The organism is Acinetobacter legionensis (genome assembly GCF_057165765.1).
In genome coordinates this window covers 954,298-977,671 of the sequence record NZ_CM169896.1, presented here as the reverse complement: position 1 = coordinate 977,671, position 23,374 = coordinate 954,298, and the positions used below count along the sequence as shown (strand labels likewise).

Sequence of the window (23,374 nt, the reverse complement as noted above, 5' to 3'; positions counted from 1 at the left end):
TAAATTAAGATTTAAGTAGTTGTTGCTCTAAAAAACGTACAAAATCCTCTGATTTATTATAAAAACCATGAAGCGGTATTTTGCCCATTTCACCATGTTGATTTTCATACACCAATGTTGGAAAACCTTGTCCTCGAACATGGGATAATAATTGGCGTGCATGTTGAATATATTCATCTTGTTGATCTTGATCGATCACATCTAAATATTTTGACCATTGGTCATTATTCAGTCCTAACTCGACAGCAAATTGCGCCAGTACACTATATTGTGTGACATTTAGACCTTTTTGATAGTAGCCCTGTTGTATTAAATTTAATAACGATATCATCGCGCTATGCCCTACCCCCTGCTGAATACTCAGTAAAGCATGAGTTGCAGGGATAGAGTTCATGATCAGTGTGCTGTCTTTAAGCAAACCATTTTTATAATCATCACCAAAATCAACACCTGTGAGTTGATGGATTTGTTCATCATAGTGAATGATCTGTGTTCGCATTGCTGCTGTCATTTGTGGTTGATGATCTTCACTATAAAGTCCACCAAAATGTAGACGTTGTAGATTTGGAAATTTTTCTTCGACTGCATTAATTAAAGGCAGTGCACCATAACTCCAGCCGCAGATCGGGTCGATAATCCAGTGTAGAATTGGAGAAGCCATAAATTAACTCTCATCTATAAATATATGATTCAAAATATGTGAAAAGCCACACAGTTTTGCTGATATTTGTTATAGTAAATAATAAACTTACTTTTTGTAAGTACTTACTAAAAAGTAAGTGTTTTTTAGTCGTGGAAAGTTTATGAATACTGATGAATCTTGTTTAGCCGCAAATGTGTTGTCAAAGAATTGCCCCTCTCGGGTTAAGCTTATGCATTTAACCAATCGTTGGGGCGTTTTGGTCATGTTCTGTTTAAGAAGAGGGACTCACCGTTTTAGTGAGTTAAGACGTAGAATTGATGGCATCAGTGAAAAAATGTTGACTCAAACTTTACGTGATTTGGAAAATGATGGTTTTGTGATTCGTAAGGAATATCCAATTATTCCGCCACATGTAGAATATTCTTTATCTGAAAATAAAGGAGTTGAAGTCGCTGAAAAAATTTATGATTTGGTTCAATGGATTGAACAAAATGAAAATTAACTTGGAATTGTTATAAGTTTCCATCCATTCTTTAGAGTACGGTACTAATGGTTTTAACGCAGAAGCTTTAAAAGGCATTTGGTCCATACTGCCAATGAAATACTTATTTAAACCAAGTACATCAGCCCATTGTGTAGAGCTTGGAGCATATTGATATTTGTTCAATCCACCCCACAACCCAATTGGATCTTTACTTACAAACCGTCCCACATAAGGCGAGTAATAACGATAGCTGTTGTAGTAAAGTCCTGTTTCTAAATCGAAATATTGTTCTTGGAAACAAATGTTATTGCTGATAATTTCAGAGTTTTCAAAGATGCTTAAATTTCAAAGCTTTCTATTAAAGATAAATAACTTTTCTTTTCAGAAATAATTTTTGTTACATCCAAATTCCTTTTTACTAAAGAGACATATAATGCTAATGAATAAGCTTGGCAATTTATGGATTTTTTAGGATTAAATTCAATATCAGTAAAAGCATCGTATACTAAAACTTGTTTTTTAAGGTCGCTATTTTTATCTAAAGCATTCAGATAAATCCAATCATAAAATGCAGTTTTAGGTTCCAGTTCCCAATTTACACTATCACATTCGAATGAAATTAATGCTCCTGAAGTTCTAAGCCTTTCATCCCTTTTAGCATCTTTAGAGTTTTTTTCTAATATGTCCTTATATGGACCTCCTTTTGAAAAGACTTTAGAAGATTGGAAAATGGCTTCAACACTTATATCTTTATTATTTTGAGAATTGTAAATTAAATTGAAAGCACTGAGATCAATGCCTAGTGTGTTTTCTGACTTACTTGAAATCTCTAAAATTTGAGCGCAAGGACTTTCTTTTAAAAAAGCATCATGTAAGGAACGAATAGATTTTTGTTTCTGGGAATAGTGCAGTCCAGCAAACCATTCAAAATCTATATATTTAACCTCAACTAACTGTTTACCATCTTGCTTCGGTATAAATACTGGTCTATTAGCCATATAAAACTCAACTTGTGCTCATCAAATTTAACTTGTACATATATTTCTAGCATGATAACAAAGCAAATCCGCAGCTTCATAGATTTGATTCCTTTTAGATTCTTCATACAAATCCGCACTACTCGTCAAAGCTCCCCACATATCCAAAAAAATTTCTGCTAATTCTTTTGGAATGCTATCACTGTGAATTAAGTTTTCTTTTATTTTAATTAATAAAGTAATTAACTCATTTAATGAAGCATCATCAAACCCTTTTTTTTCCCTTATCAGTAAATCAAAATCTAAATATTTTTGTATAAATAGTTTAATTGCATCGTTTGTGTTCATATTGACTCCTTTATGGTCTGACAATTTTAATAGCCGATGCAGGGATATGTCCAATAATTAATATTTCACCAGAAGCTTTTGCTCTATTAATTGCAGTATTTCCTTTCAATGGACTACATGGACCATTTAAGTCCGTTGAATCTTTAACTTGACTTAAATCAATACTTATAATCCGTTCTTTAGCAGTACCATATTTAGCTGAATTTGCTACTGCTTGTGCATATGTTCTAGATGTAGAAATATACTGTGTTTTTACAATAATAAAATATAAAAAACCCAGTTTTTGACTGGGTTTAATTATATGTATAAAGCTTAATCTTTATGGTTATAAACAATCATTTGACCTTTTGGAAACTCGCCTTTCCATCCACATGGCATCCCCCCTTTCTTCAATATATTGAGTATATTTTCCCAAAATTCTGGTAAAGCATCTACAAAAACAAGATATTTGAATAAATAGAAAAATTCTCCGCTTAAACAATTTTGGAGATCTTCATCAATTTTTTTATTATCAGCTATTTCAAATAATACTTTGTTTATTCTTTCATATGATTGTGAACGCTTATCTTGATATTTTTCATAAACATCCTGTGGTAACTCTAATTCAAAATCATGTAAATAAGCACCATCTCCTTGCATTTCAATAATATGAGTCCAATATTGATACTCTTTTCCTTTAACATAGTCTACATCCTGATCTGTAGCAAAAGTAATAGTATCCTCAGTATCGTTAATAATAATACTTTTTGAATCAATATACATACCATCAAGAAAATTTTCTGATTGAATTAGATTAATTAAATCAGAAACTACATTGTCCATCTTGGTGAATATTTCAAGTTCACTCATCTTCTAGCTCCTTTTATTTAAACTTAGTTAAAATTTCTTTCCATTGGTCAGTAGTAGCTCCAAGTTTAGGCATCAATGTACTCAGTTGGATTACGATGGATGAATATTTATACTTTGAAGACTATTAGAATGAGAAAAGCTCAGCGACATCACACTGAGCTTTAAATTATTTTTTATAAAATCATGAAATTACTCATTATATAAAACTACTATAAATGACCTTCAGGATATGAAACCTCCCAACCACCTGCTAAATAAACTTACAACATTTGATTTAATAAAAGGCTTTCATAATTATTTAAATCTTGAAAAATAAAAAAACTAAAATCTCTAAAAAATCACTACTATTCTTCAAAAACTTCAAATAAATATAAATTCAAATTATTAATTTCCTCCAATTGTTTTTTCATAAATTCGTATTTACTTTGCTTTTCTTTATTTTTCCCATTGAAAAAACTTAACTTTAAAATAGTTAAAATTTCACTATCAATTATTTGATAATTATCATCAGTCAACTTATTATTTAATAATTTAAAATGATCACAAAACAATCCCTCATATGAGTAGTATTCACCTAAGTAATCACTACTATGTTTAATAAAAGAAATATCAAATTTATTTTGAAAAATTTCAGCCAAATCAAATATTTTAAGTTTTGAAGTATATATTAAAAAAAAGCTTTTTTTCACCTTATACCTTCCTTTCTGTTTTTTAAACCCTTATTCAATTACTTTGATTTCTCACCACTAAAACTATCAAATTTTTTTAAATTTAATTCAATATCAATTAACGATCTCGATCTATTTTCATACTAATTAATAAAATATTTTCAATCAAATAAAATTATTAATATTAAATCAATTGCTATTTAAGATATCTAACATAATCTGATTTTAAAATTTCATTTAACACATCTTCATACTCATTATACCTCTCATTAAAATAAAAAAAGAAATCATCCAAATTTTTAAATTCTCTATAATCATATATATCGTATAAATCTAAAGCATCACCATACTTACCCAAATACTTAGAGAATGCAAAATTAATATTATTATTATTTTTCTTTAAAAATAAATCTAATACATATTCATTATTATTGGTGTTATCTACATTTGAAATCAATATAGGGTTTTTTTTCAAAAACAATTTTTCAATGCTATCATAAAATTCACTCATTAAAGTTACCTCTTTATTTTCTAACAGGACAATTTTTAGGTGGTTCTACAAAAATATCAACTTTTTTACCTTCAGGTGTAAATATATTGATATGTGGAATAGTTTTGTGAGGATGGCCATCTGGTAAAGACTCATGTCCAAATAAGACACCTGTCAATGGATTAATTTTATAATCCATATGATATGAAGCCCTGTTTGTTGAGTTTTGTCTATTTTGTTTAAAAGCTTTTTTATCTTTTGCTGTTTTTTCAGATGATTTGTCGCTAGCCCCAGCCGATTTTTGTGCATCAGGGAAAGCTCCAAATAAAATTGCACCAGCTTCTTTATATGAACAGGCTGTTACACTACGACCAGCGCGTACTTCAGCAATTTTCTTAAGCGTATTTACAGGACTTAAGCCAAACGGATCTGTCCAACCTATACTATTCGCAGCATATTGATAAAGATTAAACCCACCATTGTGTTTTATAGGATCCTTACTTACAAATCTCCCTACATAAGGCGAGTAATAACGATAACGGTTATAGTGTAAACCCGTCTCTAAATCGAAATACTGCCCTTGAAAACGAATGTTGTTGCTGATGATTTCAGAGTTTTCAAAGAAACTGGATTTAGCTTTTTCAGACTTACCACTTCGAGCATAGCTCTCGTCTTGCGCTCGTGCAAAGCGTTGCTTTGCTGACACGAGCTCACCCCATGCCTTATATTCAGCTTTCCAAATAATTGCCCCAGTGTGATCTGACATTTCTTGTGGTGTACCAAGATGATCACAATGATAGAACCATACATCATCAAAGCCTTTGCTTTGCTTGGTAGTTTTCGATAGCAAATTTTGGCGTACGTTATATGAATCATTAAAATAAAAATAAGCTCAATGAAGCTATCATTGAGCTTTGTATAATTTGAAATAACTTATCTGATTTTAAATTTTATTGATTAGAAAAAACTACAATTTTCCCTTCAGGTAGATGACCATCCCATCCACACGGAAAACCACCATTTAAATATATTTCTAAAATTTCTTTCCAGATTGTAGGAAAATAGTCATTTGCATAACATTGAAATATTATACCTATATCTCTATACATTACATTAATTCTACTATCAGACAAGCTTCACCCGTTATCCATTTTTCTTTAGCTCCGTTAAAGTCTTGATTTTCAAATCCAAAATAATTTTTTTGTTTTAATTTATATTTAATCCGATCGTTCCATTCAAAGCTTTCTAGAAAAATATCGGGGGGATCAGTCACAGTTTCCCATTCATCAAAATCATCAAAACTATCATTAGTCGCATAATCTATCCCTACATTAGCATCAAAAATAATCTTGTAATCTTTTTCAGTACTAAACTTAGTATTATAAAAATTACCTTTTTCCAAAAAAGATATAAATTCAGCTGCACTTTCTACTACTTGATCCCAAGTCTTCATTTATGTTCCTTTCACATGGTCTCTTATCATATTAGTGCCTTCATTCCTCTTCAAAAATATCAAATGAATGTAAATTTATATTATTCAAACTCGCTAATTGTTTTTTCATAAATTCATACTTACTTTGTTTTTCTTTATTTTTTCCATTTAAAAAACCCAATTTCAAAATAGTTTCTATTCCACCGTCATTTATTTGCAAATCACTATCAGGTAACCTATTTTTCAATATTTTAAAATTATCACAAAATAATCCCTCATAAGAGTAATAATTTCCCAAATAATCGCTGCTATGTTCAATAAAAGAAATATCAATTTTTTTCAAAAATTTCAGCCAAATCAAATACTTTAAGTTTTGAAGCATACGTTAAAAAAAAACTTTTTTCATTTTACACCTTGTACACAGAAGTAAAAATCATTACTTTCTAAACCTTCATTTGAATATTTCATATGTTATTATTTCAGAAATAAGATCCTATTTAAACTTCAAAGATTTCTCTTATATAATTCTATTAAACCAATTTTTCTATCCATTTCAACATTTTCATCTTTATTAAATTTTTTTTCAAAAACAAAATAATTAATAGCACCATTAAAAAATGAATTTAAAAAATCAATCAAATCAAATTCTTTCTTTAAATAAACCATATTTTCTGATGTAATTTCAAGACTAATAATATTTTTTTTAATTTTTACCAAAACAAAACGTATATCCTGCGAAGGAAAGCCAATATCATAAACTCCTTTTTCAAAAAAATCATTAAATCCATCAGCAATAAATCCCCAAAACCAATTAATATCATCTACAATTTCTGATCCAAAAATTTCCTTCCCATAATAAAAAATTATGATTTTTCCTTGCACATAGTCCCAATCAAGACTCTTTACTTGATGAGATAAAGTAAAATCATTGATATCTACATAATTTTCATTAATTTTAATGAGTGACTTAAATTCAATCATACTGCCTCTTAATAAAATTGCCCTCTTCGCCCACGATTCGACCCAGAAAAAATGTAAAGCCTTGGAAAGATACAAAAGTTCATTCGCGAAAGCGAAATGAACTACTTTGGACGGTTAAACGTTTCGGCAGGACACTATGAAAAAATGGTCAGGCTATTATCATCGAAGTTTGGTTAAAACCAAGATCATGATTATTAAGCACTATTAATCCTTAGGCTATAATTATATTAACAATTTAGACTAGCTTTCAAAAAAAAGATAGTTTTCTCTGAATCCATATTTAAACTTAATATATTTCAAAGCAGCCACATAACTAAATTGGCTTAATTTAAAAATGAGCTCAATTAAATCAGGCATATCAAAATTTTTATTAACAATATATATTTCTGCTTTATTTAAGCTATATATTTCCAAAAAAATACCAGTATCAGTATTCTTAATATTAAAGCATGGTGAATCAGCCAAGTCTTCTTGTTGAACAATAATAACTTCTTTATCCATTAAATTCTCACTATTCAAAAATGGATTCAGTTTAACACCATCTTCTTTGTTGAAATCTTCACCAGCTAAAATATAATAAAATTTATTAGACTCTGTTTGATATTTAAACTTTTTCCAAGGCTTATTTTTCATTAGTATTTTTTTCCATTAACGATTAAACCCTTCTTATATAACAAATGCACATTCTCTACTCCTCCTAGCTTATTCCAAGCATTCAAATGAGATGGTATTTCGGTTTTACCATTTTTATCATTAAATGAATGACCTGGTGAATCATCTCGCCAACCAGAGCAAGGATTATCTCCTCCACTATTCTTTCCGATTACACCATTACTATTACTCCATGTTCTCGGTCCACCTCGATAGTCTTGCCTACGTGTCGTTTTCGGTGCACTTGATAAGTTACCAGCAATTTCTGATGCTGCTTGCTTCGCTGCTTTATGTGACGGCATCTCATAATAATCAGATGTGATATGTTTTCCACCATATTTTTTTACAATCGCATCAACATTAACTTTTTTATTCAATTTGCATGCTGACAACCCTAAGGGATCCATCCAATCTATTGGATTTTGAGTATATTGATAATTATTATTCCCTCCCAACAACCCAATCGGATCTTTACTTACAAACCGCCCCACATAAGGTGAATAGTAACGATAACGGTTGTAATGCAGTCCTGTTTCTTGATCCTTGCGCTTCAGACAGAGCAATGCTCTGTCTTTGCTCATGCACCTTGAAAACGGATATTATTTGAAATAATTTCTGAGTTTTCAAAGAAGTTAGATTTCACTTTTTCAGACTTACCACTTCGAGCATAGCTCTCGTCTTGCGCTCGTGCAAAGCGTTGCTTTGCTGACACGAGCTCACCCCATGCCTTATATTGCGCCTTCCAAATGATTGCACCTGTATGGTCACTCATTTCCTGTGGCGTACCTAAGTGGTCACAATGATAGAACCATACATCATCAAAACCTTTACTATGCTTAGTCATTTTCCACAATGGATCATGATAAAGACTATAAGGTTTATTGCTCCAATCTACACTCTGATGTACTTCTGCTCCACCCATATAAACAGATTGGAGTAATGGAATAAAACTATCTTTTTCATAGATATAATGTTTTGTATAATCTTGAGTGGATTCAAAGGCTACTGTATCCCCATCCAAACCATAAATCACATTCTGTTCAGCACCTGTGTGATGATGTTTACTACGTTTTTGAATACGTCTACTTAATGCATCGTAAAGATACTCTGCGGTATATTCAGTATTTCGACTTTTGATTAATCGACCAAATACATCCCATTCAAGATTTAAATCACCTTGTCTCGTTTTTTGTCGAATTAGTTGACCATTGGCATCATATTGGTATTGAATGGAAAAAATATTATTTAAAATAATTTGACTTAAATAAATATGAATTACTTATAAAAACTTAATAAATGTATTTATACAATTTTCATCAGTAATGTTTAATAATTCCCCAATCAAATTATCCTTAAAGTCATTTAATACTTCGTAATCATCATTAAGTATTTTTTTATTGTAAGTAATATAAAACAATTGTACATAACAATCTAATATAGCTATAAACTCCTCAAAATTTTTGGCTAAGGGTTCTAATTCTATTTTTCCAACCCCATGTTTAGCAATTTTTACTTTATAATCAGTAGTTGAACTATAAAAAATTGGATTAGCTATAATATCCCCTAAAACGTATAAACTCAGATCATTTGAATACACATCTTGCATATCATAAATATCATAAATACCATATAAGGTAATATTCTCAGCCGACCAATCAAATATAAGACTATCTGAACCAACAGCATTTACAAAACTTAAAAAATCAGATGGTAATTCAATATTAACTTTTTTTCCTTCTGTAATTTTATCAAATTCAGCATATTTCTTTAAATTGTCTAAACTCATAATTTACATCCTTTTTTATCCATTTTGTCTTTTGCTAGATTGTATTACCTCATCATTTCCGCCCTATCAATTAGTCTTCCAGTTGTTGGATTAGTCCATTTGCGTGTGGTTTCAGTTTGACTGTTTCTGTGTCCTTGTAAACCATTTTTGTGTTCCCCACCATTTGGAGAGTTAGTTAAGAATACAATATTTCTAGGATCTCCCTCCCATTCAGGTGCAGAAGCAGCATTATTTATATGATGACCTGTATAACCTTTAACCTTACCAGTAGTTTTTAATTCAGTTTTTTGAGCTTCTGTCCAATTAGTTGTACCATAGCCTGTCAATGTAACTAGTTGCTTCTCTAAAGCCCAAGCTCTGTTTATACCACTTGTATAACTACCAGCTAAAGGAGTAACTTTATCCTTTTTGTATCGAACTATATCTACCTTTATTGGACAAGCACTTAACCCATAAGGATCAATCCACGCAACAGGATTTGGTGCATAAGCATAAACATTGTGCCCACCCAACAACCCAATCGGGTCTTTACTAACAAACCTTCCTACATAAGGTGAATAATACCTATAACGGTTATAGTGAAGTCCCGTTTCTTGATCCTTGCGCTTCAGACAGAGCAATGCTCTGTCTTTGCTCATGCACCTTGGAAACGAATGTTGTTGCTTATAATTTCTGAGTTCTCAAAGAAATTAGATTTGTTTTTCTCAGCTCTACACTCACCCCATACCTTATATTGCGCTTTCCAAATGATTGAATCTGTATGATCACTCATTTCCTGTGGTGTACCTAAGTGGTCACAGTGGTAGAACCATACATCATCAAAGCCTTTACTTTTCTTGATGGTTTTCCATATAGGATCACGATAAATACTATAAGGTTTATCTGTCCAATCAAGTGTTTGGTGTAGTTCTATTGAGCTTTGATAAACCGCTTGTAACATTGGTACAAAGTTGTCTTTTTCGTATATATAATGTTTGGTGTAATCTTCTGTAGACTCAATCGTCCTACATAAGGTGAGTAGTATCTATGAAGGTTATAATGAAGCCCTATTTCCTCAAAAAATACTGCCGCCAAAACAAATATAGTTTAGTTATCACTATTATGTATTCGAAAAACTTGACTATCGTCCGTTACCCAAATACCACTATCCCAATTTATATTAAATTTTTTGAAAGTTTCTAAAGTATTTATCTCAAAATCACTTTTTTGATTTTCATTTAAGTATTGTACAAATTTGAATTCAACAGTATCAGACGCATCATTTAGCACGCCAAACTCTCGATCCTCTCGATTCATTAATGCCAATGAAAAAATTTCATTTTGCGCAATAAATCCTAATTTTTCTTCAAATTTATCTGTTTCTTCTAGCTTAATTTGAAATGCTTTATCAAATAAACTTACATTCTCTTTGATATAAAATTTAGGATTTAATTTAAATGTTAATCTTCTATGCTTCATTTCATAATTTATTTTGTATATCGCTTTTGGGCTTAAATCATCAAGTTCATGGTTTTTAAATACTCTAAAACCGAAACTTTCACATCTCATCCCTTTTAAACATGGTTTTGATCTAAATTTAATATCAATTTATTGCTAAAGATGCCTTTAATAATAGTTTTGTGTAAACAAAGCCATTACTGATCCCTTATTATCTTTCTTCCTAGGTTTAGTGAATTAACAATATTCTCTAGAACTAGACCAATTTTAAAATCATTACTTTCAATGTTATTAATTAAGTCTAAGGATACATAAGACATAGTTTTATCAATCAATTTCAATAAATTACTTATTTTTTTCACTTCAAATTCAATCGTATCTAAACTTTCATTTTTTTTATTTAAATTAATTAAATTTACTGTAAGCTCATACTCAAAATCTAAATATATATCATTTTCAATTATAGGAATAATATATACATCTAAAATTAATTTATATCTAACTGATTTCACATCAACTTCACTTGACGCATAAAAAATATTTGTATAAAAGTATGCATCTATTACATCAAACTTCTCATCATCATCTAATGAATTCAACCATTGTAAATCAATATTATATAAATAATTTTTTACAATCGTCCAATTTCTAGTAACCTTTAATGAAAGCAAATAATTTTCATTTAAAAAAGATTCATAACTCATACTTAATTAATCCTTTTACGATAATAACCATTATAACGTGCTTCTGATATTGGATGCCCATGAAACTCGTTAGTACTTGAAGAAACTTCAATACGCATATATTGTGTTGGTTTTCCTTCATTGTAGCCAATTATTCTTCCGGCATCATAAATATAATAATGTGAACCTTTACCATCATTCTCATATTCTATGCCTTTTGATAAGCCTTCTTTTTCAATTTTATTTCTGAAAGCTGTAACTTTTGGTGTTGTCGCACTACAACCTAAACTATCCCCCCAGTATTGAGCAGGTTTTCCATAACTAGAATATTTTATTGCAGTATCTTTACATTTTGCTTGTGTATGTTTTAAATACACTCCTGATTTAGAATTTTCCCTACGTCGCCTATCTGCTTTTATTTCATCTAAACTTCTTTGTTTCAACCCTAGAGGGTCAACCCAATCTATAGGGTTATGTGTGTATTGATAAAAATTAAGACCACCAAATAAACGGTAATCCCCCTCAAAATAATTGAACTTAAAAGTGAAAAACCGAATAATCTTGATTAAAAAACTTTCATCCTACATATTCATTAATAATAAAATTATTATCCCCATAACATAATCCATATACAATTTCATACTTATAAAATTGATCAATATTTTTTTCAACGTATGGAATTGAATCAAAAAAACTCAACTTAACCTGATTTAAATTATAAAGTACTGTATATAGCTTACTTAAAATTTTATTATCATTACTTTCTTGAATAAAAAACTCATTAATTTCATTTAAATCATCATGTTTTTTTGACAAGAAGTAATGAACAAATCCATTCAATATCATTTTTGAAACAAATATATTTAAGGTGGTTTGGTTTATTTTAATACAATCCAAAATAACATTTAAATAATCTTTACAATTAAAATATTTAGAATCCCAAATTATATATTTATAAAATTTATCACTCTTTATAGAATAAAAATTATCAAATTTATTTTCAAATTCACTCACATTAAAAATATGTACAAATAACTTATTCAAGAATTTTGAAATTTTTTTATTTTCCATTCTACCTAAGATCACTTCCAAAATTTTCATTACATCCAATTTCTTAGATTCAACAATTAAAAACACACGTTCATCAATACTAAAATTTGACCATAACTCTTTATCAGCATAAACATACTTGAAAAAGTTACTTAAATTATACAAATAGTTATCTTTGCTTCCAAAAATCAATTGAAATAAAAAAAAAGTTTTTATAAACTGATTTTCATAGTATTGTAACTCTGTTCTAAAACAAAATGAAATAACAACAGACTGAATAATATTTATTGCATATTCAATTTCTTTATCTTCATACCCCTGTTTATTTAAAAAATCGTATAAATTTGATATATAATTTAACGAAAAAAAATCTTTTATGCTTTCTACCAAATCAATTTCTTCATTTCCATTCACATAAAATAAACTGAAGTCATTATCAAAATCCTTTTTCAGAACCCAGCTATCTTCGATTAAAAACTCGTCATTACTTCTTGAATTTAAAAACAAAGAACAATGGCTATTTAATAGGTTGTTTATTTCCATTTTCCATCACTACCTTTAGTTTGAATACAAATATTCTCTATTTCTTTATTAAGCTCAGGAACGACATTTCTTCCAATCCCTTTTGCACCAGGTTCATTTGTTTTAACCATAATACCATCTGGATGTGTACTTTCACCGGATAACATCTCATCATTTACTACATTTTTATTGAGAATAGCTCGCCCCTTCTCTGTCACAGTAATAACAACTCTCGTTTTTTCTTTTCCTGGATTAAAATCTGATCCATCATTAACCCAAATAGCTTTAGCGCTTGGTTTTCCATTACTTCCAATAATAGGAACTAACCCATTATTTGCTTTAATTGCCAAAGCTTCCGCTTTAGAAACATATCTTGTAATTTTATGTCCAAAGGATACTTTACAAGTATTTTTAGTTGCCTGTAAACCATAAGGATCTACCCACTCAATCGGATTAGGAGCATACTGATAAATATTGCTTCCACCCAACAACCCAATCGGGTCTTTACTAACAAACCTTCCTACATAAGGTGAATAATACCTATAACGGTTATAGTGAAGTCCCGTTTCTTCATCGAAATACTGCCCTTGGAAGCGAATGTTGTTGCTTATAATTTCTGAGTTCTCAAAGAAATTAGATTTGTTTTTCTCAGCTCTACACTCACCCCATGCCTTATATTGCGCCTTCCAAATGATTGCACCTGTATGGTCACTCATTTCTTGCGGTGTACCTAAATGGTCACAATGATAGAACCATACATCATTAAAGCCTTTGCTCTTCTTCGTTGTTTTCCATAACGGATCACGATAAATACTATAAGGTTTATTACTCCAATCTACACTTTGATGTACTTCTACCTCACCCAAATAAACCGCTTGAACTAAAGGAATAAAACTGCCTTTTTCATAAATATAATGTTTGGTGTAATCTTCAGTAGATTCAAAAGCAACTGTATCTCCATCCCATCCATAAAACACATTCTGTTCAGCACCTGTATGATGGTGCTTACTACGTTTCTGAATACGACGACCTAGCGCATCGTAACAATACTCAGCTGTATATTCAGCATTACGGCTTTTCATCAAACGACCAAATACATCCCATTCAAGATGTAAATCACCCTGAGCGTTCTTTTGTCGAACGAGCTGCCCAAATTCATCATACTGATATTGTTGTTCTAAATATTCTTTAACAATATTATTGACCAGACGGTTATAGCCATAATGTCCTTCTTCTGTATTTTGCTTAGATGACTTATCAGAAGCCATATTGTAAGGGTCAATAATATTGTTGGCAGGGTCAAAACGGAATGTTTCCTTGCCTAGTTTGCTCGTTGCATCCAATAAACGTCCTACAGGGTCATATTTGTAGTTAATATTCCCGCGACGTGTATCTTGAATACCTGTGAGCTGTCCTGTTTTATCGTACTGATATAAACGCTGAATCAGTTGCTGGGTTGTATTGATTGCATTATTTTGCTGTTGGGTTTGAGATCGATAACCAAATTCATGACCATTGACAATCCTTTGCTGTGTTAAGCGTCCGATATCATCATATTTCTGTTCTTGGCTAATTCCATTGGCATAGTGCCGTGCGGTTTCTCTGTGTAAATCATCACGCTCAAAGCTAACAACATCTTCACCATTCAAGATTAGGCTTTGAACATGACCACTGCCATAAGTGAGCCAGTCGATATTTTGCCCATCAGGTCGAATCGTCTGAATCCGCACATTCAGCTCATCGTAAGTATGTTTCCACACGGCTGTTTTATTGGTTTTTAAATCCTGATGATGTTCACGGATTTGATTACCAACCGCATCATAGAACCAGTGTGCAGCACTGTCTGCATTTCTTGCTAAGACAAGTTGCCCATTGCTGTCATAGGCAAACTCTTCTATTTGTTGCTGTTCAACTTCATGAGAGTCATAGCCATAACCTGCCGTACGCTGTTCAAGTCGTCCCATGCTGTCAAATACAAATTGCTGTATACGGTCTTTTTGTACAACACGGTCTTTTAAATCCTGACCATAAGCAGAAGCAACTTCGATACTGGTTGTCAGTTGTTTAGTTCTGTCATCGTATTTATAGACTGTTTCTTTTCCATCGAAATCAATTTCTTTCAGCAAACGCCCCATGACGTCATAGAAGAACTGGTAACTTGCACCATTTTCATTTATTAACCTCTGCAGGCGACCAAGCTGATCCCATTTGTACTTAAGCTTATGACCTAATGCATCTGTTCGCACAGTGATTAGACCCGACTCATCATACTCGTATCGGGTTTGTTGTTGATTTGGATCAAGGTGCGCAAGTAACCGCCCTTCGGCATCATGTACAAAATGTTCTTCAGTGCCATCAGCATGTTTGATTTTTTCAAGTTGTCCTAAAGCATTTAATGGAACACCTTTAATAATGGCCGTTCTTTGTTCAAGGTCTGATTCAGAATAAAAGTATTCGACTTTTTGTTTTAATGCATTCTCGGCAAACTTAACCCGACCACGCTCATCATATCCCCATTTGGTTTCTTTGCCTGAACAATCCTGATAACTGAGTAAATTACCCTGTGCATCATATTTAAATGATTTCGAGCCACCTTTGGCATCAATAATACTGGTCGGTAATCCTTGAGCACTATAACTGTATGAAGTTTCACGCTGTAACGGATCTATTTCTTTGATCAACTGATCTTTATTATCATATTCATTTTTCCAGATAGCTCCTTCAGCATTTTTAATTTCTACTGGATTACCATTTTCATATTTATATTCGACTGAACTGCCATCGGGATTGATAGATTCTAATAAATCACCCTGATCGTTATACCGATAAATATAGACTTCACCAGTCGTTGTAAAGTGCTGAGTGATTTTTGAATTACTATCACGGATAAACCATTCTTCTAGTTCATCAGGGTAAACAATACGATAATTATAACCATCAATATCATAATGATACTGAGTTACATAACCCTCGCCATCAATTACTAAGGTACAACGCTTATCATCTAGCCATGCTAAAGATAATTCTTGGCTACCGTCATCTGCCCATTCATGAAATGCTCTGGCTTCATATGTTTCACCATCCCATTCTAGATTTATTGCTCGATTGGTTAAGTCCGTATAACGGGTAAGTAAATGTTTATGATAAGAATAGTGATAATTCGCATGATCTCGAGTGGTTGCCTGTATTAAATCACCTTGCTGATCATAAGAATAACTTGCTATATCCGAACGCTTACCATCTTTGTTAAGAATCAGCTTTTCAATTTTTTGATTTGAATTTTTTATGCATTCAATATAACAGTCCAGTTTTTTATCATTAAAAAACTCGATCTTATTTAATATACCTTCTTCATGCCCAATAAGTATGGTGCTTTGATCAGGTTTTACAATTGCTTTCAGAATGTAGTGATCTTTATATTTTTCAAATAAATATTGTTCCTTATTTTTATACTCAATGACCAAACTATTACCAAGATTGGTAATATACAAATTTTCAGCAACAGATAAATAAGTTGTATTTTCAGCGAGTTTAGGAAGATGAATAATTCGCCCTGTCTCATCGACATATAAAAATTTGTCATCTTCAACAAAAATTTTCAGTGTCCAAGGTGTAAGCCATCTTGCACCAAACTCACTCTTATCATAGCCTTCCAAATTAGAAGCGTAGCTTCGAGTTTGGTAAATTCCTCTTGTTGAAAATATGTCAGCATCAAGATGAGTGAGAGATTCAACACCAGTTATAAAACTAATACTTTTTTTACTTGCGACAGCCCCACCACAATTACATGGATTTGGATCTTTTTTAGGTTTTGTAACTTTTGATTTACTTTCCAAAGGCGCCGCGGGTGTAACGCTTTTAACTTGTGTTGTTGTGTTTGGTTTTACAGCACCACCTTTTGGTCTTCTTTTTAATACTGATTTTAATATTTCAATAAATTTTAATAGATACGTCTTTGCTTTTGCCTTAATTGCTTGAGCAGCTTTTGCACCAAATGTTTTTATTTTAGTTGCAACTGCTAAAAGTGCCGCTTTCCCAGCTGCCCCCAATCTTGCCAAGATTTTTTGTAAAACTTGATTTGCAACTTGTCCCACTTGCGCTGAGGCAGATAAGGTGAGTGCTTTAAACAAGTTATCAAAGGTATTTTTAGGATCTCGGATTAAACTACCTGTAGTCACCTTGCTAAAACTTTTCTGTGCATCTTTTTGAGCATTTGCAATCGCTATAGGGTTAACAGCCTGACCATTTGCAATATTGATTAAGCCCGATGAAAAATCATTAGATATTTTCATCGCATAATCCGAACAGCCATTGATTAAAGTATCAATTTGCCCTGTCGCTTTATCTACGAAAGGTTGTATTTGACCCGCAAGAGCATCATTTAAACTAGCTTGTATTGCACTTTCCACAGCCAAGGCTAAAGTTGTTTTACCTGTAGATACTGCATTTCTTGCCGCCATGACCATCGGCCTTAGGGTCATACGAGCTGTATTCATTCCTGGAGGGACTGGAATAACACCAATCAAATTAATACAAAGATCTACCCAATCTAATATGGCTGGATTTGGATTGTTAACCAAATTGATAATACCTTCGACCACATCAACAAGAGCAATAATATTACCGACTACAGGGATAACGCCTGCAACTTGAGCAAGAGTATTTAAATCAAAATCAGGACTAATATTTTGTTTTAGCCAATCATTGATGCTATTTCGACTTGATACAATATCTTGAGGTGCAATACTTTGAAGTGGGGCAACCACTACTTGTGTTTTTAAACTATTTGCTAATGTTACTATTGCTTGTTTTTGTTCTGGAGTTTGGTTTCCTGGCTTTGAAGGAACCATGCCTAATAGACCCATGTTTTATTCCTTATTTTTTTAATTTATGAAGATTAGCTACCAAACTTGAAGCATTACTAAATGCCTTAGACACATCTGATCTTGTATTTTTCATTTTTGAAATCGAATTAAATATCATATCTGGATTAAAACCTTCTAATTGTTGTACTGTTGGCCATTCAGCTTGTCTTTTTAAATCGCTAGTTTCAGCCCAAGGGTCTCTTTGATCCCCTTCAAAAAATACTTTAACTGAGCCAGGAACAATACCTGTAACACGTGCAAAACCTTTATCATCAAGCACGCCTTGATACTCTTTACCCTTAACATCAACTACTTTAAATTTCCCTTGTTTTATCGCCTCACCATGAATATAGCTATTGAAAAGCTCCAACACACCTTTGGCATTATTTGACTTCAATGATTGCTGTGAAGTATTGATATGCGCTCCAGGTTTAAACACATGCTGCCCAGCATTCACCTCAAACTTTCCACCTGTTTTTGGGAAAATTCCTGAATTATTCAGTGCAATTTGCGATGAACCACCTGTAATCACAACCTCTTTAGGACTACTAATCACTACTTTGTCATCAGTAGATGAAATGGTAATCCCCAGCTTGGCAAATACATCTAAAGCATCTGACTGTGCCTGAATTTCAACTTTACTTTGCGCTGCAATGGCTTTAATGCCACCTTGAGCAGCAAATAAACTGAGTTTGTTTTGCGCGTGTGCAATCAAATTCTTTTGCGTACTCAAGTTGATGCTATCGCCTGCAATTTGATTGATCTGCGAATCTGCGGAGATATGAATATCTTCAGGGGTACTTAAGGCAATCCCATCTTGTGAGCTTAATAAAAGCAAGGCTTTATTAAATTTAGCAATTTTTTGCTCGAGCTGTTCTGTAAATTCTTTTAGTTGCTCAATCGATTCTATTTCATCCGTCTTTTGATTCTTGGCAATATCACTTAAGGCTTTACTGTTGGTCTGGCTACCTTCAAGTTGCTTTTTGGCAAGCTCTGAATCAAGGTGATCACCTTTGGCTTGGTCTTGTTTATAGGTCGAAAGCAGTAAACCTTGCCCTGCGCGAACGGCCCCCCATTGGTCAGTACGAAGTTCAAAACCTTCACCACGATCATCACTTTCTGCTTTGTCTTTTGGATGACTCAGTTTGCCCAAGTTGAGTTGGCTGGCGCCATGACTACTCTGTAACTGGCTGCTGATTTGGCCAGTAGTATCGTCAAACCTCAGTTGATTGTAGCCACTGCCTTGATACTCTCGACTTTTTATTCCTGCCAGTTTCTTGGTGTCAGGCAGTTTACCTTTGTCATCAAACTTGCTTGGATGACGTTGTGCTTCATGGATGCGCCCAACCACAAATGGACGGTCAATGTTGCCATCAAAGAAGTCAATCACGACAATCTCACCAATTCTCGGTAAGAACCTCGCACCATAGCCTTCGCCTGCCCATGGGGTCAGGACATCGACCCACGCTGAATCTGTGTCATTGTCATTGGAACCCGCACCGCCATCATGGGTATTGTCTTCATTACGGCTAAACAGGAAGCGAACTTTAATACGCCCCCATTCATCGACATGGATTTCTTCTCCACTTGGCCCCACCACTTTGGCCCGTTGTGGTGATGCAACCGGTCGGTGTTGTAATGGGTTATAGGCTGGAACCGTGCTGATATTACGACGTTGAATGGTTAAATTGCTGGCTTGACGTTCATCACTCGTGTTGCTGGTGATTTGACTTGTTTGCCAATTGCTTTGTTGGACTAAAGCTGTGACTTGATCGGTGAGATCTTTAGGTAAGTTATTTTGGTTATAAAAGCTTTTAGCCGTGATTAAAAATTCTTTGTCTGCACCTGAGTGTTGATCTATCTCAGGGTGTTCATTCAGTTCAAACCAATAACCAACATGTGCATCGCGCACTGTTGACGTTGCTGTAAATTGTTTGGCTTGTGAATCGTAGTAGTTACTGAGGTTTTGATTAAACTTTTCAATCTGACTGTTGCTCGATGGCGTTGCACCATCTTCGCCATTAAGGTCTTGTATCCATGCAGGGCTAAAGTGCCATGCTTGTTCTAAAGCTAGACTGGCATTGTCATAATTTTCACTATGGCTATGTTTACTTTGGACACTGCCAGCGCCTTCATCGATATCCAATACATCAGCTTGCCAACGTTGGATATACACTGAAGTCGGTTGAATGGAACGCTGACCAATAAAATTGGTAATTGAATCAGTTTTTTCTACGGCGCTGCTTCTATGGAAGCGAATATTGCGGCGTTCTAAGGCACTAAATTGCGAATTATCATCGATTAAACGAAGCTTTTGTGCTTGGATTTGTTCTGTTGAACTCGACACTTTAAGTTGTGCTTCATCGATCAGCCAGTTAATCCCTTCACTTCTCATCAAACGGGTCAGGAAGTCAAAGTCACTTTCAGATGCCTGCATAATGAATGGACGCACATCATAGTCTTTGCTTAAGCCACTCTTATCTAGACTCAGACTTGAGGCAAACAGTGGGCTGCGTTGTGCCCATTCTTGAAACACGGTCTGGATCACATCCACAACCGACTTATTCATAAATACTCGAGAGTTTCTACGATGTTTCCAAAGTGCTGTTGGGTCTTCTACAGTCAAACGATAGATGGTAAGAGAACCATCAGATGCGCCAATATCGGCTTGGGTCACAATTCCTGAAATACGGGTTAACTCAGATTTATCTGTGACGATATCAATCGCAGCTTGAGTTCCAATAAAGCTTTTTAAAGGGATAGTTGCTGACGTTGCAAGACAGATGAGTTGGAGCCGAACACCCTCATTGATTTGATGTGTTCCATCGATACGTTGTAGGAACACTTGTTGGCTCAACGCCGAATTAGAAAATTGTACGTGAATCGCACGTTTTTGTGCTGATAAGCCAAGCTGCTCCAAAGCAGCGTAAATATTGTTAGACATGCATTATTATTTAATTTTAAATTGTGATGTATTCTACTAAAAAGTTAGGTGGACTGTCTATACAGACCTGTCTATTTATTATTGGTTATTTACACAACACTCACTAGGTTTTGAATATGCCCGTTTTAGCTCAATATCATTATTGATAATGGTCATTTGCACTGATTAAAAACTTGAAAGCGCGCTTAGAGTTTTTTCACCAAACATAAGTGATCAACAGCTCAAGATAAAAAGCTAAAATATCAAACGTATATAATATTAATATTGGGTTCTTATTCACGCTCTAAAATACGGGGACCAGATCCTTCGTGTCTCAATACATCTTCTGGATTACGTAAAGGACATTGTTTTAGAGATAAACAACCACAACCGATACACCAATCCATTTCATCTCTTAAACGTGTTAGTTTTTGAATACGCTCATCTAAATCCTTACGCCAATGCGATGATAACACTGACCATTGTTCTGCGGTTAATTTGCTTCCCGTAGGATAAACACTTAATGCATTTTTAATTTCTTCCAGAGAAATTCCGACTTTTTGTGCAACCTTAATAATTCCAATATAACGTAAGACAATTGATGGAAAACGACGCTGATTTCCATTTGTTCTAATACTTTTAATTAGTCCTTTCGACTCATAAAAATGCAAGGTTGAAACGGCTACACCACTCCGTTTAGCCACCTCTCCTACTGTCATCATTCGATTAAAATCAATTTTTTCTTCTGCCTGCATATTGATATTTCTCAACATTACTTGAGGTTTTATAATTCAGCAAAGTACATTTGTCAATTGATCTTAGCTGCCATGGCTTTTCATCATTACAACTCAAAATACAAAAAACGTTATCGCCAATTTAAGCCATTATAAAAATCTTATCCCTCTACAAATTTTCTGATCAAAGCCCATTGACCTAAATATAACTTGAGGTTTTAGACTGCTTGCCACAGCTGTTACGAGTAACAACAAGCTATTCATTTTAAAGGTTTTAATCATCCAGTCTTATTTCTTCAGGAAATATTCTCATGCCATATTTCATTAAATTAAGTTTAGAAAGCCAATGGCTGTGGGCCATCAGCAGATGTTGTCTTGCGCTTCTGTTTCTAAGTTCAGGACTTAGTAAAATTCTTGCTGTTGAAACAGGATTTTTGGAAATGCAGGCGGCTGGTCTAGAGCCGGCGTGGTTATTTAATTATGCTTCTGCGTTGATTCTGCTTGTGGGCGCTTATTGTATTTTATTTGAGCGACATATGTGGTTTGGCACACTGATTCTTTCCGTATTTTTAGCACTGACAATTGTGATTGTGCATCACTTTTGGAACATGACTGGTCTTCAAGCCAATATCGCCTTTTACTTTGCACTTGAACATATTTCAGTGATTGGCGGTCTTTTAGCGCTGACCATTGCCAGTCATTTGCGACAACAACTCCGCAACCTTGGAGTTGTCGCATGAAAAATAACAAATGGCTTTTTCTAATCGCGCTCACGTTAATTCTCGTGGGTGTCGCAATCTATTTTTATTTAAATTCTCGTTCCAGTGAAACGCATCAATCTGGCGCTTACCCTCCAGTCAAAGTGGCCTTGAGTACAGTGGTCGAACAAAGTATTCCACAGACACTTTCCAGTATTGGTGAGTTGGAAGCAATCCGACAAGTCAAAGTGTCTACAGAAACAACAGGTATGATCAAACAGATTTATTTCCAATCTGGACAAGCTGTTCAACAAGGTCAAATACTGGTTCAACTCAATACCGATGTGGAACAAGCTCAATTAGGTCGCTTGCAAGCCAAATTGAAACAAGCCGAAATGGCCTATCACCGCAGCAAACTTTTGATTGATAGTCATGCGATTTCACGGGCAGAAATGGATACCGCATTGGCTGATCGAGATATGACGCGTGCAGAAATCCAACAGCTACAAGCCAGCATAAAACAGAAAGCGATTCGAGCCCCCTTTTCTGGTGTCATGGGAATACGCCAAGTACATCAAGGACAATATTTAGAGGCAGGCACTGGTATTGCTAATCTGGTCGACTTTCGACAAATTCTTGCCAATTTCACATTGGATGAACAATTGGCAGCAAGGTTGAAAATCGGACAATCTGTACAACTCAAAATTGATGCATTTCCTGAAAAGTCCTTTACAGCTGTGGTCAGTGCAATCGAACCGATGATCACAACATCGCGAACTGTGCAGGGGCAAGCAATTTTAAATAACCATGATCAACAGTTAAAACCGGGCATGTATGCCAAATTAGACATCCAAGAATCTGAACGCCCAAGCTTGGTCGTTCCTGAAACTGCAATTACCTATACGGCTTATGGCAATACTGTCTTCCTTGCAAAACAAGACCAGAACAAGCTGATTGTGCAACGTGTGGCGGTAGTGCTCGGTGAGCGCCATCAAGCCAAAGTTGTAGTCAAATCTGGGCTCAAAGCAGGTGATCAAGTTGTTGTATCAGGACAACTTAAATTAAGTGATGGTATGCAAGTTGAGCCGACCATAAATACACTTGAGCATCCCCAACCTTCCTCGATCAAGCCCAAAGTCTAGGGAGATAAGCG

The 23,374-nt window shown here is 33.8% G+C and carries 21 protein-coding genes and 5 pseudogenes; 4 read left to right on the top strand and 22 right to left on the bottom strand.

The window, feature by feature from the left end; translation table 11 throughout:
• Window positions 1-4 precede the first annotated feature (4 nt).
• Window positions 5-661, bottom strand: a complete 657-nt coding sequence (locus tag AC2G3J_RS04550; protein ID WP_483770721.1) for a DsbA family protein — start codon at window positions 659-661, stop codon at window positions 5-7.
• Window positions 662-803: 142 nt separating this feature from the next.
• Between AC2G3J_RS04550 and AC2G3J_RS04545 the strand changes: the two genes are divergently transcribed.
• Window positions 804-1,145 carry a winged helix-turn-helix transcriptional regulator gene (locus AC2G3J_RS04545; protein WP_004717650.1) on the top strand — a complete coding sequence of 114 codons (342 nt, stop codon included), beginning with the start codon at window positions 804-806 and terminating at the stop codon, window positions 1,143-1,145.
• A gap of 102 nt (window positions 1,146-1,247) precedes the next feature.
• On the opposite strand, the pseudogene AC2G3J_RS04540 reads toward AC2G3J_RS04545, so the two are convergent.
• The 10 genes and pseudogenes from AC2G3J_RS04540 to AC2G3J_RS04495 form a co-directional block, all read right to left on the bottom strand.
• A pseudogene (locus AC2G3J_RS04540) lies at window positions 1,248-1,466 on the bottom strand (RHS repeat-associated core domain-containing protein); the annotation flags it as partial.
• Entirely contained in the window at window positions 1,466-2,125 is a 660-nt protein-coding gene (locus AC2G3J_RS04535; protein WP_483770720.1) for a DarT1-associated NADAR antitoxin family protein, read from the bottom strand. The pseudogene AC2G3J_RS04540 and the gene AC2G3J_RS04535, both read right to left, overlap by 1 nt.
• 27 nt (window positions 2,126-2,152) lie before the next feature.
• Window positions 2,153-2,452, bottom strand: coding sequence for a hypothetical protein (locus AC2G3J_RS04530; protein WP_483770719.1), 300 nt, complete (start codon window positions 2,450-2,452; stop codon window positions 2,153-2,155).
• Window positions 2,453-2,764: 312 nt separating this feature from the next.
• On the bottom strand, window positions 2,765-3,301 hold the full coding sequence (locus AC2G3J_RS04525) for a hypothetical protein (RefSeq protein ID WP_483770718.1): 537 nt from the start codon (window positions 3,299-3,301) through the stop codon (window positions 2,765-2,767).
• Window positions 3,302-3,645: 344 nt separating this feature from the next.
• A complete protein-coding gene (locus AC2G3J_RS04520; protein ID WP_244013746.1) occupies window positions 3,646-3,990 on the bottom strand; it encodes a hypothetical protein in 345 nt (114 codons plus the stop codon).
• Between the two features lie 175 nt (window positions 3,991-4,165).
• Window positions 4,166-4,480, bottom strand: a complete 315-nt coding sequence (locus AC2G3J_RS04515) for a hypothetical protein (protein WP_244013748.1) — start codon at window positions 4,478-4,480, stop codon at window positions 4,166-4,168.
• 373 nt (window positions 4,481-4,853) lie between these two features.
• Window positions 4,854-5,327, bottom strand: a pseudogene (locus AC2G3J_RS04510) (RHS repeat domain-containing protein); the annotation flags it as partial.
• Between the two features lie 240 nt (window positions 5,328-5,567).
• On the bottom strand, window positions 5,568-5,912 hold the full coding sequence (locus tag AC2G3J_RS04505; RefSeq protein WP_353161412.1) for a hypothetical protein: 345 nt from the start codon (window positions 5,910-5,912) through the stop codon (window positions 5,568-5,570).
• A gap of 40 nt (window positions 5,913-5,952) precedes the next feature.
• On the bottom strand, window positions 5,953-6,234 hold the full coding sequence (locus AC2G3J_RS04500) for a hypothetical protein (RefSeq protein ID WP_483770717.1): 282 nt from the start codon (window positions 6,232-6,234) through the stop codon (window positions 5,953-5,955).
• 161 nt (window positions 6,235-6,395) lie between these two features.
• Window positions 6,396-6,872 (bottom strand): hypothetical protein, encoded by a 477-nt coding sequence (locus tag AC2G3J_RS04495; protein ID WP_483770716.1) that lies wholly within the window; start codon window positions 6,870-6,872, stop codon window positions 6,396-6,398.
• Between the two features lie 35 nt (window positions 6,873-6,907).
• Between AC2G3J_RS04495 and AC2G3J_RS04490 the strand changes: the two are divergent.
• Window positions 6,908-7,071: pseudogene (locus AC2G3J_RS04490) on the top strand (IS5/IS1182 family transposase); the annotation flags it as partial.
• 41 nt (window positions 7,072-7,112) lie between these two features.
• Here AC2G3J_RS04490 and AC2G3J_RS04485 read toward each other — a convergent pair.
• The 11 genes and pseudogenes from AC2G3J_RS04485 to soxR all read right to left on the bottom strand — a co-directional run bounded on the left by AC2G3J_RS04485 (window position 7,113) and on the right by soxR (window position 21,544).
• A complete protein-coding gene (locus AC2G3J_RS04485; protein WP_056513207.1) occupies window positions 7,113-7,505 on the bottom strand; it encodes a hypothetical protein in 393 nt (130 codons plus the stop codon).
• A 392-nt stretch (window positions 7,506-7,897) separates the two neighbouring features.
• Window positions 7,898-8,751: pseudogene (locus AC2G3J_RS04480) on the bottom strand (RHS repeat domain-containing protein); the annotation flags it as partial.
• Between the two features lie 51 nt (window positions 8,752-8,802).
• A complete protein-coding gene (locus AC2G3J_RS04475) occupies window positions 8,803-9,309 on the bottom strand; it encodes a hypothetical protein (protein ID WP_262783028.1) in 507 nt (168 codons plus the stop codon).
• Between the two features lie 44 nt (window positions 9,310-9,353).
• Window positions 9,354-10,306 (bottom strand): annotated as a pseudogene (locus AC2G3J_RS04470) (RHS repeat-associated core domain-containing protein); the annotation flags it as partial.
• Window positions 10,307-10,395: 89 nt separating this feature from the next.
• A complete protein-coding gene (locus AC2G3J_RS04465) occupies window positions 10,396-10,857 on the bottom strand; it encodes a hypothetical protein (protein ID WP_336951952.1) in 462 nt (153 codons plus the stop codon).
• Window positions 10,858-10,943: 86 nt separating this feature from the next.
• A complete protein-coding gene (locus tag AC2G3J_RS04460; RefSeq protein WP_336951953.1) occupies window positions 10,944-11,450 on the bottom strand; it encodes a hypothetical protein in 507 nt (168 codons plus the stop codon).
• A 2-nt stretch (window positions 11,451-11,452) separates the two neighbouring features.
• A complete protein-coding gene (locus AC2G3J_RS04455) occupies window positions 11,453-11,872 on the bottom strand; it encodes a hypothetical protein (protein WP_336951954.1) in 420 nt (139 codons plus the stop codon).
• A gap of 133 nt (window positions 11,873-12,005) precedes the next feature.
• Window positions 12,006-13,022 carry a hypothetical protein gene (locus AC2G3J_RS04450; RefSeq protein ID WP_336951955.1) on the bottom strand — a complete coding sequence of 339 codons (1,017 nt, stop codon included), beginning with the start codon at window positions 13,020-13,022 and terminating at the stop codon, window positions 12,006-12,008.
• Window positions 13,013-17,866, bottom strand: a complete 4,854-nt coding sequence (locus AC2G3J_RS04445; RefSeq protein ID WP_483770715.1) for an RHS repeat-associated core domain-containing protein — start codon at window positions 17,864-17,866, stop codon at window positions 13,013-13,015. Before AC2G3J_RS04445 ends, AC2G3J_RS04450 begins: the two co-directional genes overlap by 10 nt.
• Before the next feature lie 10 nt (window positions 17,867-17,876).
• A complete protein-coding gene (locus AC2G3J_RS04440) occupies window positions 17,877-20,810 on the bottom strand; it encodes a type VI secretion system Vgr family protein (RefSeq protein WP_483770714.1) in 2,934 nt (977 codons plus the stop codon).
• 272 nt (window positions 20,811-21,082) lie between these two features.
• Window positions 21,083-21,544, bottom strand: coding sequence for a redox-sensitive transcriptional activator SoxR (gene soxR / locus AC2G3J_RS04435; protein WP_483770713.1), 462 nt, complete (start codon window positions 21,542-21,544; stop codon window positions 21,083-21,085).
• 290 nt (window positions 21,545-21,834) lie between these two features.
• Here soxR and AC2G3J_RS04430 point away from each other — a divergent pair, with 290 nt between their 5' ends.
• Together AC2G3J_RS04430 and AC2G3J_RS04425 are read left to right on the top strand one after the other, a co-directional pair.
• Entirely contained in the window at window positions 21,835-22,263 is a 429-nt protein-coding gene (locus AC2G3J_RS04430) for a DoxX family protein (RefSeq protein ID WP_483770712.1), read from the top strand.
• Complete coding sequence (locus AC2G3J_RS04425; RefSeq protein ID WP_483770711.1) at window positions 22,260-23,363, top strand: efflux RND transporter periplasmic adaptor subunit; 1,104 nt, start codon at window positions 22,260-22,262, stop codon at window positions 23,361-23,363. The genes AC2G3J_RS04430 and AC2G3J_RS04425 overlap by 4 nt, the downstream gene beginning before the upstream one ends.
• Window positions 23,364-23,374: the final 11 nt, after the last annotated feature.